14 protein-coding genes, 2 pseudogenes and 1 other annotated feature are annotated in these 17,683 nt (G+C 67.1%); of the genes and pseudogenes, 6 read left to right on the forward strand and 10 right to left on the reverse strand.

The features are described from left to right. Positions 1–156: 156 nt before the first annotated feature. The 7 genes from ACWIX7_RS27170 to ACWIX7_RS27200 all read right to left on the reverse strand — a co-directional run bounded on the left by ACWIX7_RS27170 (position 157) and on the right by ACWIX7_RS27200 (position 6,699). Entirely contained in the window at positions 157–867 is a 711-nt protein-coding gene (locus tag ACWIX7_RS27170) for a histidine phosphatase family protein (protein ID WP_448619507.1), read from the reverse strand. Between the two features lie 765 nt (positions 868–1,632). Further along, the gene (locus ACWIX7_RS27175) at positions 1,633–2,802 is read right to left on the reverse strand and encodes a zinc-binding dehydrogenase (protein WP_448622197.1); all 1,170 of its coding nucleotides are present in this window, start codon (positions 2,800–2,802) and stop codon (positions 1,633–1,635) included. A gap of 112 nt (positions 2,803–2,914) precedes the next feature. Next, positions 2,915–4,285: an FAD-dependent oxidoreductase gene (locus ACWIX7_RS27180; RefSeq protein ID WP_448619508.1), complete on the reverse strand. Its 1,371-nt coding sequence runs from the start codon at positions 4,283–4,285 to the stop codon at positions 2,915–2,917. 18 nt (positions 4,286–4,303) lie between these two features. Continuing rightward, entirely contained in the window at positions 4,304–4,747 is a 444-nt protein-coding gene (locus ACWIX7_RS27185) for a transposase (RefSeq protein WP_448619509.1), read from the reverse strand. Between the two features lie 60 nt (positions 4,748–4,807). Next, complete coding sequence (locus ACWIX7_RS27190; RefSeq protein ID WP_448619510.1) at positions 4,808–5,266, reverse strand: hypothetical protein; 459 nt, start codon at positions 5,264–5,266, stop codon at positions 4,808–4,810. A gap of 19 nt (positions 5,267–5,285) precedes the next feature. Beyond that, a complete protein-coding gene (locus ACWIX7_RS27195; protein ID WP_448619511.1) occupies positions 5,286–5,738 on the reverse strand; it encodes a transposase in 453 nt (150 codons plus the stop codon). A 46-nt stretch (positions 5,739–5,784) separates the two neighbouring features. Then, entirely contained in the window at positions 5,785–6,699 is a 915-nt protein-coding gene (locus ACWIX7_RS27200; protein ID WP_448619512.1) for a UbiA family prenyltransferase, read from the reverse strand. Between the two features lie 1,608 nt (positions 6,700–8,307). Here ACWIX7_RS27200 and fxsT point away from each other — a divergent pair. From fxsT to ACWIX7_RS27225, 5 genes are all read left to right on the forward strand, one after another. After that, entirely contained in the window at positions 8,308–11,313 is a 3,006-nt protein-coding gene (gene fxsT / locus ACWIX7_RS27205; RefSeq protein WP_448622198.1) for an FxSxx-COOH system tetratricopeptide repeat protein, read from the forward strand. Between the two features lie 185 nt (positions 11,314–11,498). Then, the gene (locus ACWIX7_RS27210; protein WP_448619513.1) at positions 11,499–11,759 is read left to right on the forward strand and encodes a hypothetical protein; all 261 of its coding nucleotides are present in this window, start codon (positions 11,499–11,501) and stop codon (positions 11,757–11,759) included. A gap of 56 nt (positions 11,760–11,815) precedes the next feature. Continuing rightward, entirely contained in the window at positions 11,816–11,968 is a 153-nt protein-coding gene (locus ACWIX7_RS27215; protein ID WP_448619514.1) for a hypothetical protein, read from the forward strand. A gap of 98 nt (positions 11,969–12,066) precedes the next feature. After that, positions 12,067–12,270, forward strand: a complete 204-nt coding sequence (locus ACWIX7_RS27220; protein WP_448619515.1) for a helix-turn-helix domain-containing protein — start codon at positions 12,067–12,069, stop codon at positions 12,268–12,270. Between the two features lie 139 nt (positions 12,271–12,409). After that, entirely contained in the window at positions 12,410–13,132 is a 723-nt protein-coding gene (locus ACWIX7_RS27225) for a transposase (RefSeq protein WP_448619516.1), read from the forward strand. 489 nt (positions 13,133–13,621) lie between these two features. Here the strand turns inward: ACWIX7_RS27225 and ACWIX7_RS27230 are convergent, their stop codons facing one another. From ACWIX7_RS27230 to ACWIX7_RS27240, 3 genes and pseudogenes are all read right to left on the reverse strand, one after another. After that, positions 13,622–14,980 carry an FAD-dependent oxidoreductase gene (locus ACWIX7_RS27230; RefSeq protein WP_448619517.1) on the reverse strand — a complete coding sequence of 453 codons (1,359 nt, stop codon included), beginning with the start codon at positions 14,978–14,980 and terminating at the stop codon, positions 13,622–13,624. Between the two features lie 721 nt (positions 14,981–15,701). Continuing rightward, positions 15,702–15,812: pseudogene (locus ACWIX7_RS27235) on the reverse strand (IS5/IS1182 family transposase); the annotation flags it as partial. Positions 15,813–15,896: 84 nt separating this feature from the next. Then, the gene (locus tag ACWIX7_RS27240; RefSeq protein WP_448619518.1) at positions 15,897–16,367 is read right to left on the reverse strand and encodes a transposase; all 471 of its coding nucleotides are present in this window, start codon (positions 16,365–16,367) and stop codon (positions 15,897–15,899) included. A 52-nt stretch (positions 16,368–16,419) separates the two neighbouring features. Between ACWIX7_RS27240 and ACWIX7_RS27245 the strand changes: the two are divergent. Continuing rightward, positions 16,420–17,676 (forward strand): annotated as a pseudogene (locus tag ACWIX7_RS27245) (IS3 family transposase). Further along, positions 16,704–16,832: a sequence feature (AL1L pseudoknot), on the forward strand. It overlaps the preceding pseudogene by 129 nt. Positions 17,677–17,683: the final 7 nt, after the last annotated feature.

A 17,683-nucleotide genomic window follows, 5' to 3' on the forward strand; every position in this document is an offset into this window, starting at 1 on the left:
TGGCCAGCACCTGCGGGTTTCCGCGGCGAGGCCGGGTTCACCACCTGGGCGACCCGGATCCACGTCCGGTCCGACGGGCGGTTCCTGGGGTGGAGCGTGGAGACCCGACGCGCCATCGCCGAGCCCTCGCTCCCGGGCGCGGCGGACGGCCGCTCCTCAGGCTTCGGCGGCAGAGTCCTCGCCGGGAAGGGGCACGGCGTCGTGCGGCGGGGCGGCAAGCAGGGCGCTGCCCATCAGGTGGCTGGCGTCGTTGAACGAGACCAGCGTCCACTCCGGCTCCCCGGCGGAAGAGGGTCGGTGCCGCCAGTGGGTGAGGCTGGTGTTCAGCGGCGCGCAGTCCACCCGGTTCCCGCTCGCGCCCAAGCCGAACGCCAGCGCGAACGACGCCTCCACGATCCCGGCATGGCACACAGCGACCACCGTCTGGTCCCGATGCCGGGCGACGAGACGGGACAGCGCGCCGCCCGCGCGGGCCAGGAACGTCGCCCAGCTCTCGCCGCCCGGAGAGAACACCCGGTACGGGTCGCGCGGCCCCGCCGGCTCCTCACCGCCGCGGTACCGGGCCCGCCACTCCTCCACGGTCAGCCCGTCGGCCTCCCCGGGACGCAGCTCGTGCAGCCCGTCGTCATGCAGCACCGACAGCCCCAGCGCCCGCGCGACGTACTCGGCGGTCTGCAGCGCCCGCGGGAGGGTGCTGGAGACCAGCCGATCGACGTGCATCCGCTGCTCCAGCAGCCGCTCCTGCAGCAAGCGGGCCTGGTCCCGTCCCCGCTCAGTCAGGCCCGCGTCGCCACGCATACCACCGATGACCGGCTCGACATTCGCCACGGCCTCGCCGTGCCGCACCAAGTACAACTCCGTCGCCATCAGGTCCTCCCTCAGAGGCCCCGGCGGCCCCGCCGGGGACAGCGTCTCCCGCGGCGTGGTGCACTGCTCCGGTCGAGCGCTGCGCTCGAGCCACCGTTGGGTCGTTCCCGTCCACGCAGCCCGGCGACGGGGCTGCGCGTCCTCAGTCCACTGCACGCTCGCTCCTCACCGGGCCTACTCCAACGACCTCACGGCAACCGGAACCGAACGCCGATCCGTCCGCGCGTCGACGGCGCGCGGACGGCAACAGCGCCCGACTTCGTGCGGCCGAACTCCGCGGGCGGACGGGACGCTCAGCAACTCGTGGCCGCGATGAAGGGGGTATCGACCACCGCTCCCTCATCACTGGGATGGCCGTTGCCAGGAGCATCCCGCGGCCGCCGGTTGATGCGCTGCTCGTCCCACAGTTGCGTGCCCGCGGCTCGCCGATACGCGAGGTCGTACGACTTGCGCAGGTTGGACGGCTGGGGCGATCGCCGTCGTGCCGCCCGGTACATCGTCGTTCGGACCGCGTTGCTGTACCGGTTGCTGTACTCGTATCTCGCGCTCGGGCGCGTCCTCAAGCTGACGCAACTCACGTTGGGGACGGATCGCGACGCCGGATCAGCCAGTGGCTGATCTCGATGCCGGCGACACGAGCGGGAGCGCTGCTCGACCGGCTGCGGATGTCGGCCGCCACCGCCCGGGTCACCGCGCGGCGTGAGCAGCTCGCCGTCACCGAGAGCCTTGCCGACATCCTCGCCGACCGCCTGCACCGCGGGGCTGTCATGAGATGGGTGCTCGAGCAGCCAGACCGGGTGGGACAAGCACCAGCTTTCCGATGTGCTCCTTCGTCAGGAACGCCTCCTGCGCGGCAGTGATCTCCGCCAGGGGGTACGTGCGCGAGACGACCGGTCGCACTTCGCCGCGCTCGACGTACTCGATCCGGTTCTCGAAGACCTCGTCCTCCTGAAACGTGCAGCCGAAGACCGAGAGGTCCTTGAGGTACAGCGTCCGCAGGTCGATCTCCGCGATGGGCCCTCCGATGGCGCCCGAGATGGCGTACCGACCGCCTGGCCGCAGGAGGTCCAACAGCTGGGCGCAGCGGGGGCCGCCGACGACGTCGATCACCACATCGACGGTCGCCCTGCCGAGGGCGTCGACCAGGTCCGCGTCCCGTTCGACGGTCCGATCCGCGCCCTGAGCCAGCACATCGGTGGCCTTCGACGCCGAGCAGACCGCGATGACCGTCGCGCCCCGGCGCTTGGCGAGCTGGACCGCGGCGAGCCCCACTCCCCCGGAGGCGCCGGTCACCAGCACCCGCTCCGACCCCACCGCGGCCCGGTGGAGCATGTTCTCCGCGGTGGAGTAGGCGCACGGCAGCGCAGCGAGTTCTTCGTCGCCCCAGTCACTGCGAACGGCGTACGTCTCCCGCGAGGGAGCCACCGTGAACTGCGCGAACCCACCGTCACACTCGCTGCCGAAGGTCCAGCACTCGAACGGCCGGTAGCCGACCGGCGTGCGGAGCATGGTGCGGACGAGGACCCGTTCGCCGATGCGGTCCCGGGAGACCCCCTCCCCCACGTCCACGATGCGACCGCAGACATCCGCACCCTGGATGCGCGGGAACTCGAGGGCTGTGCCCGACCACGTGGCGTCGACGGTCTCGACGGCGCCGAGACCCGCTGCTCCGCCTTCTCCGGTCCCGGAGGTGATGGCCCTCGAGTACCACCCGATCCGCGTGTTCACGTCCGTGTTGTTGATCCCGGCTGCGGCGACCTGGATCCAGCACCTCGCCCTCTCCGGGGTGAGGGACGGGTACGTCCGTCCGGTACTCGAGCTTCCCCAGCCCGCCGTGTCCGGTGAGGAGGACGGCGGCCATCGTCCTGGGCAACGACATGTGAGCTGCTCCGTCCCGCGTCTCGACCTGGGCGATCGGTTGTGTGCCGCTCGCAGCTACGAGTCCTCTCGACCCGTGACGCGTGCACGCCTCACCCCCCGCCCGCTCCCGTGCCCGCGGTCACCGACGGGCCCCGACCTGCATCGACGGGTGGGGCGACAGGAAGGGTCAGATCGCGCTGCACAGGCGGAAGGAGTCGAGCACGGCCGCGTGGATGTTGCGGCTGCTCACCGCATCGCCCACCCGGTAGATGCGGAACCGACCGCCCTCGTTGTGTGTCGGCGACTGGGGCGACAGCGCCAGGAGTTCCCGGGTGTCGAGCTCGCCGCCGTTGACCGACAGGTCCACCAGTGCGTCGTAGAGGTCGGTCACGGGCAGCGTGCCGTGCTCGATCACGATCGTGTCGGCGTACCGCTCGATCGCCCGGCGAGCACCGTCCACGGCGAACGTCGCCTTGAGCCGTCCGTCGGACCGTTCGACGCGGACCAGGCGGTGGGCAGGCGTCATCGTCACGTCGTGCTCGGCGAGCATCTGTAGGTAGCCGGCCATCGTGAGCGCACCGACGTCGGGCGAGATGGTCCGCTCCGGGGTGACCAGTTCGACCGAGGCCGCGGCGGGCGCGATGACCTCGATGGCGTCGAGCGCCTGGTGCCCCCCGTGGTCGTCGTAGACGAGCACGTCGCCGGTGGGCTTGACCGCTCCCGACATGACGTCCCAGGAGTCGATCGCGAGGTGACCGCCCTCGGCGACCTCGACGTCGGGCAGACCACCGGTCGCGACCACGATGACGTCGAAGCCCCCGTCGGCGAGCTCGTCCGGCTCCACGAGGTGGTTGAGCTCCAGGTGGACACCGAGCCGCTTGCACTCCTCGATCCGCCAGTCGACGATCCCGATCAGGTCACGTCGCCGGGGGGACTTCGCCGCGAGGGCGATCTGGCCGCCCAGGCTGGGGTTCGCCTCGAAGAGGACGACCTCGTGACCCCGTTCGGCGAGCGTCCTCGCGGCTTCCAGTCCGGCGGGCCCACCGCCGACGACGGCGACCCGCTTCCGCTCGGCCGCCCTGCGGACGGTGTGCGGGAGGCGCAGCTCCCGGCCGGTCGAGGGGTTGTGGGCGCAGTAGGCCGCACCTGAGCTGTAGATGCCGTCGATGCACATGTTGGCGCCCACACAGGGGCGGATCCGGTCCACCTGTCGGGCGGCGACCTTGTTCGGCAGATGGGGGTCTGCGATCAGCGCCCGGGTCATCCCGACCAGGTCCACGAGGCCCTCGGTGACGGCGTACCGCGCAGTCGCCACGTCGCCGATCTTGGCGGCGTGCATCACCGGGACGGCGACGTGCTGCTTCACCCAGCCGGTGAACGCGAGGTGCGGCGCCGCCGGCGTGCCCATCGGCGGGATCACCTGTGCCAGCTCGGCGTCGGTGTCGATGAACCCCTTGATCACGCTGAAGAAGTCGATGCCCGCGTCGGTCAGTGCGTGCGCGATCCGCAGGGCCTCGTCGGTCTGGAGGCCGTCGCGGCGTCCCTCGTCGAAGGTCATGCATAGCTGTCACAGCCGTCACCGCTCGCTCTGGTGCCGGGCTCGACGGTAGCGCTGTTCGTCGAAGGGTTGCTGGGTCTTCAGCAGGGTGTAGGCCAGGCGGCAGGCGTGGCGGTCAGGGCGATGTGCGCCGGGATGGGACGCAGGCCCCGGGCGCGTAGCTTGCGGTGGCGGTCGATGAACGGGCCGCAGTGCTGAGAGGCCCCAGGCCAGGTTCACCAGCGCGTCGCGGTGTTCGGGCAGACCCTGGCGGGAGATCGGGCTGCGCCGGTGCAGGGTGGCGGACCGGTAGCTGCCCGGGGCCAGGCCGGTGGCCGAGTAGAGGTGCTCGGCGCTGGGGAACCTGTCGATGGGCAGGCTGAAGGCGGCAAAGGCCGCGGCGCGGCTGGCGCCCACGCCAGGCAGCGTGGTCAACACCTGCCCGTCGCTGCCGGCCATCAGGACGGCGATCTCGCCGTCCACGGCGGCGATGTCGGCACTCAGCGCGCGCCAGCGGGCCAGACTGCGAGCCAGCCGGGCGGCTCAGGCCGCGGCGTCGGTCGGCGGGGGCCGGCAGGCCCGCCACCGGTCGATCCAGAACTGGGCCTCACGGTCGAGGATCCGGCCACGGGCTCGAGCGCGCAGCAAGCGCGCCCCGGGGTGGCCGGCCGGAGAAGGCGCGGCGCAGTCGAGCACCTCCTGGCCGATGACGCTATCGACCGGCAGCGCCCGGCCGTGCCCGTCCGGAGCGGCCAGGCCGGGGCAGAGCACCTGCAGCTGGTGGTGCAGGCGCTGCTGGGCGACCTTGTGCTCGGCGATCAGGCCGCGGCGGTGCCGCACCGCCGCGGCCAGCGCGTCCTGGACCTCGTCGGGGACGACGCGCCCCTGGCCCTGGCGGGCCAGATAGGTCAAGGCGGCACAGTCACGGTCGTCGGTCTTGAACCGCCGCGAGCCCGGCTGGGCGCGGGCGGCAGCGGTCTCCGAGGGCGCGAACAACCGCACCGAGCGAGGAAACCGCTGATTAACGATCGTTAAGAGCGGGTGTTACGGAATCGGTCCGAACTACAGCCCCGTACTGGCGAGGAAGCTGGCCAGCAGGCCGGGGCGATACTGGATCCGTCTCAGGCGGGTCTTCAACCAGCGCGGTCAGCTCGGCGATGGTGTGTCTGGTCAGGTTGGCCAGGGACCGCTTCAGGTGCGACCAGATCACCTCGACCGGGTTGAGCTCGTGGCCGTACGGCGGCAGCCGGTAGACGGTCAGCCACGGCCGGGCGGCGATCAGCTCGGCCATGGCCTTGCTGGTGTGGGTGCTCAGGTTGTTCCAGACCAGCACGATCGGCCCGCCCAGCTGCTGATGCGCGGCATCCAGCAGGGCGGCGTAGTGGGCCGCCGCTGATCGTGGTTCGGGATCATAAGAGCGCGGTGACGATCGACTGTCATGCCAGGACCCGTTCGGGCTGGAGGATGGATTCACTGCAGCTCCTTGAGCCTGCAATGACGACGACGTCACGCGGAGGGCTCTAGCTTCGAAGCGACGACACTACCAGCGCAACGAATACAAACTTCCAAGTCTTCTGCATCGTGTGGAAAAGAATCTCTGCCTCGCGGGCATCGAGGCGTGTGCCCCCGACGCTAGACGACATCAGGCCACGGTATCTTACGAATACTGGAAGAGTGACGAAGGCCAGAAAGATTGAACTGAACGTCAGGCATGTCAATGACACAAAGCAGATTGACGCCGCTATCAGCGACGCGGCGCCAAGGAGTGTCATGCCTAACTTGATTGCAGCGTTCGCGCCAAAGCAAGTCGCCACGGTCCGCAGGCCGCCTGCTTCATCGCCCTGCAAATCTCGGGCGGTCTTGTTTACCTCGAAGCTCAGCATTGCGATCGCAATAACGATCGTCTCAAGGATAAGATCGGACCTGACTCCACCGGCCATCAACGCTCCGACAACGAGAGGGCTCGTGGCCATCACCGCGATAAATGCATTGCCGAGTAGCACTGTGCCCTTGAGGCAAATCGAGTACAACGGAGAAAGGGCTATACACGCAGCTGACCATATATCGAGTGGTGAGCCGGCGGCAAACCCGAGGCCAACCGAGGCCAGGCAGCAGACTACGTACCCGGTAACCGCTTCTCGTTGGGACAGTGTGCCGCTCGGTAGGGGACGCCATGATTGGTCCACGGCGTCGATCTTCTGGTCGATGATGTCGTTCAGGATGTTCGCGTGTGCGATCGCTGTCCAGGTTGCCGCCGCTCCTATCAGGAGGTTCCCCGGTGGAAGGTTGCTCTGCGGTGACCATGCGCCGAGGATGAGGGCAAGGGACCCGCTCACGCAGGACCGAACTCGGAGAAGTGTCATCCATGCCGACAGCTTCCGCCCGAACGTCTTATCGCCAAAAGCCTCGGTGCCGTCAGATCCGGATGAGCGCATCTATTTGTCCGCTGTCGTGGAAGTCGTGGCCAAGTGTACTCGGGGATTAATGGCGTGAAGGTGACCAGAAGTCGCGCGACGAGACCTGGCCGACGGTAAACGCCACTGAGATGCGACCACGCCATCTGTGCTTACGAAGGCGAACCTAAGAAGAGCGGAGCGCTGGGTCCCTGCGGCGTGCTCGAACACCGCTAGGTCAACTTTGGCGTGGGCCGGAATCGTCCCCGCGCGACTGTTGCTTTGACGATACCAGGCGACCTAGAATCGTTGATCTGCGCTGAGGCGGTAAAGCGGGTTGCGGTATTTTCTGCGTCCCCCAAGCCCTCGTCAATCAGGCCCTGGCGGCATCGCCCAAGACCCTGACCAAGACGTCGCCATAGAGTGACTGGATTTTGTGGCGTTCGACGACCACTGCTAAAGGCAATCCACGAGGAGCGTTTGCGCCGCACTGGGACAGCAACACCAAAAATGAATTCAGTCGCGCTTCCCGGAGTTGACTCTGCGCTTCCCCTTGCCTCCGTCTCGGTGGGTGGCGCGGGATGCGGGCGAGCACTCAGGACGCTTGCGGGAAGCATTTCAACAGCGATATTTGGAGACGGGCGATGAGCTGAGGATGGTGCGAGTATCCGACTAAGCCGTTCAAGTCTGAGTAACTGACAGTCCGGGAATTCCATCGTCTGCTGGATTGATCCGGCGCCGAGATGTGTGGCCGCCGAAACTGTGGTCCTTCGAATATCGGGACCACCGGAAAGGACAAAACATCGATGGTCGCGGACGATCCAGTGGTTATTGCTCGACAGCAACCACGGCCGCGGTCTACGCGCGTGCAAAGGCACATCGTGAGCTCCGCCAGTAGGAGCTTTGCGCTGCGATTCATCGTTTGTCAGTTCCTTGCTCACGCATTCTCCCGATGACGTCGTGCGGATACGCCGATACCGATAGGCGCCAGCCTCTCATTGCGGCGTCACAAACGCTACGGTAGACCTCGCGTTGGCACCAGTGATGGTTTCTCGCCTGGAATTGGTACCCAGTTGAAGGGTGTGGTCGAGGCCCCTCGGCCCGGGGTCAGCTAGGCGGCACTCACTCCTCGGCTGGTACATGGCCCTGACCTGCAGCGATGCCTCGCCTATCCGTAACGATCGGCGAATCCGGGTGAGAGAACCTCAGTGGGCCGCGACCAGCGAGCCGACGTCAGTCAACTGACTCGGCGTGCGTTGGTGGAGGTGGAGCGGACGGCACGGCTCTATGATCCGCCCTGATCAGGCTAGATGTATGGAGTGAGCCGCTGCAGCGACGAGGGAGCTATCAGTATGCGCGATTCAGTGACACTTACGGTAGAATCAGTTGCACTCAAGGAGGCGAGCCAGTTCCGATACGGCAGGCTGGTGAGGCGTTGAGTAGGTGGCGGGACGGCAAGCAGGGCGGGGACGCAGTCGTCGCCCTGCTTGCCGACGTGACGCCAGTCAAAGTTGATCTTCCTCTCGCGGCTCACGGAGGCTGCAGGAGTCTCAACTGCACTATGGCGCAATCTCAAGCCGCGGGGACGAGCTGCCAGAGTCACGCGCGACACTGGCGGCGGGCCCACCACAGAAGTGCCCGGTGAGCCCGATGCCGCGGCGTGTGTTCTTGTCCCACACGTCGGAGTTGCGGCAGTTCCCGACGGGGCGGTCGTTTGTCGCGGCGGCGCAGGACGCGGTGATCAGGGCCGGGGACGCGGTGACGGATATGGCGTACTTCTCGGCGCGGGATGGGAAGCCGGCGCAGGTGTGCCGGGAAGCGGTGGCGGCGGCGGATGTGTTTGTGTTGATCGCCGGGTTCCGGTACGGGTCGCCGGTGCCCGATCGGCCGCAGCTGTCCTATACCGAGTTGGAGCACGCGACCGCTGAGCAGCGGGGGATTCCGCGGCTGGTGTTTCTGCTCGGGGAGGACACCGAGGGTCCAGTGGCGATGTTCGGGGATCTGGAGTACGGAGCTCGCCAGTACGCGTTCCGGGATCGGTTGGCCGGTAGCGGGGTGACCACCGCGACGGTGAGCAGCCCGGGGGAGCTGGAGACCGCGTTATTGCAGGCGTTAACCGCGCTTCCCCGACCGGAGCCGCGGTTGGCCCACGGGGAGGCAGCACCGACCACGGTGAAGCGGCGGGTGTGGACGATCCCGGCGCGGGTGCGCGGGTTCACCGGGCGGGCCGGGCTGTTGGCGGAGGTGGAGGCGGCGTTGCGGTCGGGGGGGCCGACGGTGGTGCAGGCGATGACCGGGATGGGCGGGATCGGTAAGACCGCGGCGGCGATCGAGTACGCCCACCGCCACTACGAGGAGTTCGACATCGCGTGGTGGGTGCCGGCCGAGGATCCGGCGTTGATTCCGGAGCGGCTGGCCGAACTGGCGCTGGCCCTAGAGCTGACCGGGGTCACTGACCCGACCGGCGTAGGGGTGGCGCGGCTGTTGGGTGAGCTGGCGGGGCGGGGTCGCTGGTTGATGGTGTTCGACAACGCCGAGGATCCCCGTGCCCTGTCCCGATTTCTGCCGGGGGGGCCCGGACAGGTGCTGATCACCTCGCGCAATCCGGCGTGGCGCGGGATCGCCGCCAGGGTGGGGGTGCCAGAGTTTACCCGGGGAGAGTCAATCGCGCTGCTGCGCCGGTTGGCCCCCGAACTCACCGAAGCCGATGCGGATCAGGTGGCCGCCGCGGTGGGGGACCTGCCGCTGGCAATCGAGCAGGCCGGGTCGCTACTGGCCGACACCGGCATGGCCGCCGATAAGTATCTGCGACTGCTGGCCGAGCGCGCCCAGGACGTGTTGGACCACGACCCCGGGGGGACCTACCCGCAGTCGGTGGCGGCGTCCTGGGCGGTGGCGTTCGACCGCCTGGCCGCTGATGCTCCGACCGCGCTGGACCTGCTGACGGTGGTGGCGTGGTGCGGCCCGGAGCCGGTCCCGTTGGGCCTGTTCACCGACCATCCCGACCCGCTCCCCGAGCGGTTGCGGCCGATCGCGACCGACCCCCTGGTGCTGGCGCGCTGCACGGCGATCCTCCGCCGGAGGGGCATGGCCACGGTGTCCCCGCACGGCATCCAGCTGCACCGGGTCCCGGCCGCGCTGCTGCGCGCCCGCAGCGATGCATCAGAGGTCACAGCGGCGGCCGGGTGGGCGGCGACGGTTGTCAGGCTGCTTGACCAGATCGTGCCCGCCGATGTGCGAACCGATCCGGGCGGGTGGCCGCTGTGGAGGCGATTGCTGCCGCATGTGCTAGCCGCGGCCGGCCACGAGGACGCCCTCGACGCGGTTCCGGCCGAGGCGACCCGACTGCTCGATCACGCGGCCTCATACCTGCTGGTCCGGGGCGAGCCGCAGGCGGCTGTGGCGGTATACGAACGCGCCCACGCTGTCCGGCGCGACAAATTTGGTGACGATCACCCCGACACCCTCACATCAGCCAGCAACCTCGCACTTAACCTGTGGGGGCTGGGTGAGTACCGGCAGGCCGGTGCGCTCGACGAAGACACGCTGACCCGGCGGCGCCAAGTCTTGGGCGAGGACCACCCCGACACTCTCACCTCCGCCAGCCAGCTCGCCTCCGACCTGTTCCCGTTGGGTGACTTCGAGCAGGCCCGAAGCCTCCAGGAAGATGTACTGAGCCGACGGCGCCGGATCTTGGGCGAGGACCACCCCGACACCCTCACGTCGGCCACCCAACTCGGCCTGGTCCTGTGGTACCTAGGTGACTATCAGCAGGCCCGACAGCTCCATAACGAAACCTACACCCGCAGCCGCCGAATCCTAGGAGAGGACCACCCCGACACCCTCGGCTCGGCGAGCCTCCTCAGCACCGTCCTTTGGTCGCTGGGTGACTACCAACAGGTCCGGCAGCTTATGAAGGACACCCTGACCCGCAGCCGAAATGTCCTCGGCGAGCATCACCCCATCACACTGCGCTCAAACACCCTTCTTGGCATGGTCTCTTGGTCGCTGGGTGACTACCAACAGGCCCGGCAGCTCGTGACCTACGCCTTGACCCACGAACGCCGAGTCATCGGCGAGGACCATGCTGAGACCCTTATCGCGGGCTTATCCCTTGGCACAGTCATGTGGTCGCTGGGTGACTATCAGTATGCGCAGCAGCTCCAGAGCGACACGATTACCCGCAGCCGTCGAGTCCTCGGCGAGGGCCATCCCATCACACTTCGCTCAGCCAGCCTCCTTGGCCTTGCCATGTGCTCTCTGGGCGAGCACCAACAGGCCCGCCAGCTTTTGGAAAACACATTTACCCGCAGCCGTCAAGTCCTAGGTGAGGACCATCCCATCACGCTGGAGTCGGCTAGCCTCCTTGGCCTTGCCTTATGCTCTCTGGGCGAGCACCAACAGGCTCGCCAGCTCCAGGATAACACCCTAGCCCGCCTCCGCCGCGTGCTGGGCGTGGACCACCCCGACACCCTAACCTCGGCCAGCAGGCTCGCGGCCCACCTGCGTGAGATAGGCGAGTATCAGCAGGCCCGCGCACTCGACCAAGACACCCTGGCCCGGCGCCGCCGTGTCATCGGTGACGACCATCCCGACACCCTCGCCTCGGCCAACAACCTTGCAACCGACCTGCGCGCGCTAGGAGTACTTAGTTAGAGTGGGGACCGCCCCCAGTTCGGTTTGACTCCTTGGGATGCCCCGGTTCGGTGGAGTCGAGTTACTGGAATCGTTAGACTGCGACGATCTTGTTCTGGATTTCGAACTCTACGGGTGACAGCTGATAGCCGTCCGTCCCTGCGGGAGCGTCCCGATGACGTTTCCGCAGAGGACGGGAGGTAGTCGTGGGCTTGCTGCATGAGGCGCTGCCGGCATCCACGCTGGTGGTGGCGATCGATCCGGGCAAGGTCAGCAACCGGGTGTGGCTGAGCACCGGCGAGGCCGGCCCGGTGGTGCCGCCGTTGTCACTGCCGGTCCTTCGGCCAGGCCTGGATCAGCTGCAGCGGCTGGTTATCGACCACGCCGGGCGGCGCTCTCCGGTCTTCGCCATCGAGGCCATCGGCGGGCTGCACCAGGCCTGGGTTCGCGAGCTTAACGATCATTGATGGCGGGTGTTCCGTAGTCTGCTGACAGTCGCCGCGCCGCGCGCTATGCCATAGCCATGAGGTACGCCCAGGGTGGTGGGCTGCCCGCCGAGGAGTGCGCCCGGCGGGAACAGGTGCGGCTGGCGGCCGCGGAGTCGATCGAGGAAGGGGCCACCGACCGGGAGGTGGCCGAACGCTTCCGGGTGAGCCGGATGTCGGCCAACCGCTGACGCCGGGCGCTGGCCGCCGGCGGTCGCCCGGCGCTGCCTCGAAGGGCCCCGGTGGGGCCCGCTGCCGGCTCAGCCCCGCCCAGCTTGAGGAGCTGCAGGTGCTGCTGGAGGCCGGCCCGGCGGCGTGGGGCTGGACGGATCAGTGCTGGACGCTGGCGCGCATCGCCGCGGTGGTGCGCGAGCGGTTCGGCGTGGACTACACCCTGCCCGGGCGGGATCTGCTGCTGCACCGGCTGGGATGGAGCGTGCAGGTGCCCGCCCGGCGGGCGGCCGAGCGCGACGAGGAGCAGATCGCCGCCTGACGGCAGGAGACCTGTCCGGCAATAAAAGGACGGCGGCGGACCTGGGCGCCTGGCTGCTCTTCGAGGACGAGTCCGGTCAGGGGCTGAGGCCGCCGAAGGGACGGACCTGGGGCCGGCGGGGTGCACGCCGGTGGTGCGGGTGACCGCGGTGATCAGCCCGCGGGTGTCGGTGGCCGCACTGGTCGCGGTCGAGCCCGGGCGCCGGCCGCGGCTGATCTATCGCACCCACCGCAGTCGCCGCGGCGGCGGGCGCAAGGGGTTCACCCGCAAGGGGTTCACCGAGGGCGACTACGCCGCCCTGCTGGATGCCGCGCATCAGCAGCTGGGCGGGCCGATCGTGCTGGTCTGGAACAACCTGAGCACCCACACCAGCAAGGCCATGGCCGAGCTGATCGCCGCCCGGCCGTGGCTGACCGTCTACCGGCTGCCGCCGTACGGCCACGAGCTCAACCCGGTCGAGGTGATCTGGTCGCACCTGAAGCGGTCCCTGGCCAACCTGACCAGACACACCATCGCCGAGCTGACCGCGCTGGTGAAGACCCGCCTGAGACGGATCCAGTATCGCCCCGGCCTGCTGGCCAGCTTCCTCGCCAGTACGGGGCTCGAGTTCGGACCGTTCCTGAACTCCCGACCCTACAAATCGTTAGTGTGCAATTCATCCGACATCACGCGGACACCGAGAGCCGCAGGTCAGCGCTTCACGGGCAACGCGTCGTGTTTTACCTGCACGAAGGTCTACCGTCGGCCCCTGCGACTCCTGGCGGCGGCCAAAGACCCACCCGCCCCTGCGCCAAGCCCCATCCTACGGTTGATCGAACGCGACGTCGCCGACTACAGCGCCGAGGCCCGCATGGCCACATGAAGACTCGGCTCAAGATTCAAACCGCGAGCGGCCAAGGCCGAGCCCGCGACGGCCAGGTTTATCGTGCGGGCGTGGCGACTATTGCGGCGCAACCGTCACCGGCTGACCTGCAGACCGATCTCAGTGGTGCGAGCTGACCGCGAGCAGGGACGCCAGGAGACATATTGCCTGGTGCTCCCAACGCCGGGCGCGGTCAAAACGTGTAACTTGAGAAAGGTGAACGCTGCCCCCGCATAACGCTGCGGTTCGTTGTCGTCCTTACAGTACGCAAGACAGAGTTGGGCGTCTGTGCGATCCGCGGACACATCTCGAAACCAATAGCAACGTAAGCCGACGATCTGAGGCGTGTCACTCGATACCCCGGACCAAAGCCGCGGCGTTAGCCGTCCGCCGCAGGCCAGATAGCACCGACCAGGACCTCAAGGAAGAAACTTTAACATTCGGGTCGATGAACCTGGAGATGTGTCCCTTCAACTCCCCTGGACCGTGTTAGGTTCGAGTCGCAGGGGCGGCCTCGAGCCAGTTCGCGAGCTTTTCCGCGGCCTCTACCCCACTCCTTACCGCTCCCTCAATAAACGGACCACCGATATAATCCCCAGCTAAGGCGAACCCGTTCGTTCCATTAACGCCCGCAAGGGCATGCAACCGTCTCAAGTGTCCAACTTCGAAGATCGGCAGCGCATACCGCCATCGGTCGACTCGATATGAAAGTCGGTTTATAGACGTGGAGAACGCTGAGTCCGCTCTGATGGCGGCCGTGCTGAGGATTCGATCGACTTCCTCGTCGCTAGCGTCGCAAAGTTGCGGCCCCGAGGTGCCGGACGCAAAGAGCGACAATACGTCCTGTCCAGTCGGAATGTCGCTGCGACCACTCTTGGACAGAGTTGTGGCAAATGCCAGTTCGCTCGTAAGTATTTGCGCGAACGCAGTCCCGTGAGCGACCGCGGGGATGGCCCTATTCAAATGGTATGTTGCAACGACGGTCGACGAGTATTTGACGTTTTCGACACAGTCTCGGCCAGCATCAGTCAAGCATGAGGCGAAGTTTTGAGCCTTCCATGCGGGTGTTGCACAAACAACACCATCGGCCAGGATTTCAACCTCATCATTGCCGCGCCTTGCCCGAACAGTAAATCCGCTGGACGAGGCCGATCTTCGGACGGAGACCACCTCATGGCCAGTCCGAAATGATAATCTATTACCCGTCTCGGTTGCCAATCTCTGAAGGCCTCCCTGTAAGGTGTAGAATTCTCTCATTCCGAGGGCCAGACGCCACAGCATCAGGAGCATGGCGTTTGAGGTTTGCTCCGGAGTCCAGTAGAAGAAGCCATTCAGAACTGGTAAGATGAGCCTGTCGAGTAGGCGCCTGCCTCGCGAGTCGTCGTATTCCTCTTTGACCGACCTCGTGTCCAAGGAGGCAGCCGCATGAATCTCCCGTAAGCTGAGCAGACGCCAGTTTCGGATAACGTCAAGGCCAATGGGAAGGAGTCGAGTCTTCATCGACAGGGGCAACAACGACCCGACGCGCAAGAGTCCGGCAGACTTCGAAACCGACAAAGTCTTGCCCCCTTCGAGGCCACCCACTGCGTAGTCGTGCTTCAATCGAGTGAGTGACTCTAACATGCCTGTTTCACGAATCAAGTTCAGTGTGCACTCGTAGCGATCGGTTATGAACCCCGCCCCGACGTCGACTGCAATATCTCGTCCGATAGTTACCGTTCGAACTCTGCCGCCGAGCTGGTCATCCTTCTCTAGGAGCAAAGGATCTATTCCGCGATCCTTGAGCGCCCTTGCTGCAGCGATTCCTGCCATTCCGCCGCCGATGACAACTACACGTTTAGCGGTCATAGAAGCCACCTATCAAATGCGACCCAGGCTGACGACTCGTTACGGTGGTCCGCATCATTCTCCCTATTTGACCTTGATCGTTCACCAGTTGCGCGTGTTGCGCGTCGGGGAGTCTATGGTGAGCTTCATCGCCGTTTCCAACCTTACCGTTCTAGCTGTGGTCGCGACAGGGACTCGACTATCGCGTCCGGCGCTGGTTCGATGGTTCCCGGGGGTTGCTCGTCCGGGTTGGCGGCTCTTTAACTTCATGCGGGCACTGTCAGTCTCCTCGCTGGCGACTGAGACGAGGCTGAGCTTCTGGTCGAGTCGGGAGCGCGGACGTGTCTGGCGCCTGACTTTTGCCAAGTCTTGTGATTTGGATCGTGCCGAGGTGCTGACTTGCGGGTTCGGTGTCTGCGGGTGGTCGCGTTGGTGCACTGAAGATGATCAACGGCGGGAGTTTCGGGCGCTGCTGACAGTCCACGCCGCGTCTGCTATGTCCGGGGCGTGAGGTATCCGAGGGCGGCGGGCTGGACACCCGGGGCGGCGGGGAAGACGCCGACAAGGACATGCGCCGCACCCTGCGGCGGACCGTCAGGACAGGACAGAGCCGGAAGACCCACATTCGCACCGTCTTCTCATCGGCTGATCATTGACGAGCTCGGGAGCTGGTCGAGCCACTGAGCCATTCCCAGTAACGGCTGGCCAGGTCGGTGATCATGTCATCCGGCCCGTGCTCGTGATGGAGGAGGACAAGGACGGCGGCAATGATGGCGCCGATGCGCCAGGGGCAGAGGCTGATCCGACGCAGCACCTTGAATGTCGCTTTGGGCAGGAAGTCGCCGCGTTCGGCGTGGCCCGGGTGGTCGCGTGCAGCAGGTTGACGGTGCGGTGATTGTCGGTCAGCGGCGCGTCGGTGGTCTTCTTGATCGGCGTGTCAGCGCTGCCCGCTCGCCTTCGTAGCCCACGTCGGGCCAGGGCGGCGTGGGCCTCGTCGGTCCACTCGGCCAGCCAGCGGCAGGACCTCGGTGTGGGTGCGCAGCGCGGTGGTGTCGCGCTGGTCGTCGAAGACGCGTCCGGTCAGGGACTGACAGCGCTTCTCAGGAAGCTTAGGGAGTGGAGTATCCGGCGTGGGTGAACCAGCCGGCAGGTCAGCGGCGGTGACCGCGGCCAAGGCGGCGGCGATGGCGGCGTCCAGAGCCGCCCGGGTTCGCGCTGCGGCCGCCTTGCCCAGGGTCTTGATCTTGCTGAAGGCCTCCTCGATCGGGGAGGAGTCCGGCGAGTAGACGGGCAGGAAGCCCAGCCGACAGCCGGCGGCCTCGACCAGGGCACGCATCCGGTCGGGCTTGTGCGCGCCGAGGTTGTCGAGCACCACCACCTGCCCGGGCTGCAGGGAGGGCAGGAGCATCTGAACCGCCCCGGGATTGATGGAGGCTTCCAACCCCCGAAGGATGGAAGTCATGGCGGCACCGAGGAAGTACCCCGATGAGCTGCGGGAGCGGGCGATCCGCTTCGCGCTTGACCCGGTCGACGGGGCGGAGAAGCTGAGTGTCAACGCCGCCTGCAAGCGGGTCGGTGAGCAGTTGGGGATCGTGCCGGACTCGCTGCGGAACTGGGTGCAGCAGGCGCGCATCGACGCCGGGAACGCGCCGGGTCTGACCACCGACGAGCGGGCTCGGCTGGTCGAGCTGGAACGGGAGAACCGCGAGCTGCGGCGGGCGAACGAGATCCTCAAGAGCGCGTCGGCTTTCTTCGCGGCGGAGCTCGACCGCCCACATCGGCGCTGATCGCCTACATCGACCAGCACAAGGAACGGTTCGGGGTCGAGCCGATCTGCCGCGCCCTCACCGCCGCCGGCGCGAAGATCGCCCCGAACACCTACTACGCCTCCCACGCCCGGCCGCCCTCGACGCGGGCCGTCGGCGACGAGCAGCTCACGGGCGAGATCGTCCGGGTGCACGAGGCCAACCTCGGCGTCTACGGCGTCCGCAAGGTCTGGCGACAGCTGAACCGGGAAGGCATCCCGGTCGCCCGCTGCCGCGTGCAGCGGCTGATGCGCCAGCTGGGACTGGCCGGCGCGGTCCGCGGCAGGGTCAAGCGCACCACCGTGCCCGCCGAGGTCGCCGCCCGCCCCGGTGACCTGGTCGACCGCGACTTCACCACACCGGCGCCGAACCGGCTGTGGGTGGCCGACCTGACCTACGTGGCGACCCTGGTCGGGGTTCGTCTACGTCGCCTTCGTCATGGACGTGTTCTCCCGCCGGATCGTCGGCTGGCGGGCGTCGACCAGCCTGCGCGCGGACCTGGCCCTCGATGCCCTCGAGCAGGGCTTGTGGACCCGAGCCCGCGACGCTCGCGACGTGACCGGCCTGGTGCACTACTCCGACCGCGGCGTGCAGTACCTCGCCATCCGCTACACCGAGCGCCTCGACGCCGCCGGCGCCCTCCGCTCGGTGGGCAGCAAGGGCGACTCCTACGACAACGCCGCCGCCGAGTCCCTGATTGGCCTGTACAAGACCGAGCTCATCCGCCGCCGCGGCCCCTGGCGCGGCCTCGACGACGTCGAAGTGGCGACGCTGGAGTACCTCGACTGGGTCAACCACCGCCGGCTGCACAGCGCCTGCGGCGACATCCCGCCCGTCGAGTACGAGGACGACTACTACCGTCAGATCGCCGGCCTCACCGAGGGCCAACCGGCAGAACCAAGCCTCCACTAAACCCGGG

It is taken from the genome of Geodermatophilus sp. URMC 65, from assembly GCF_053502545.1.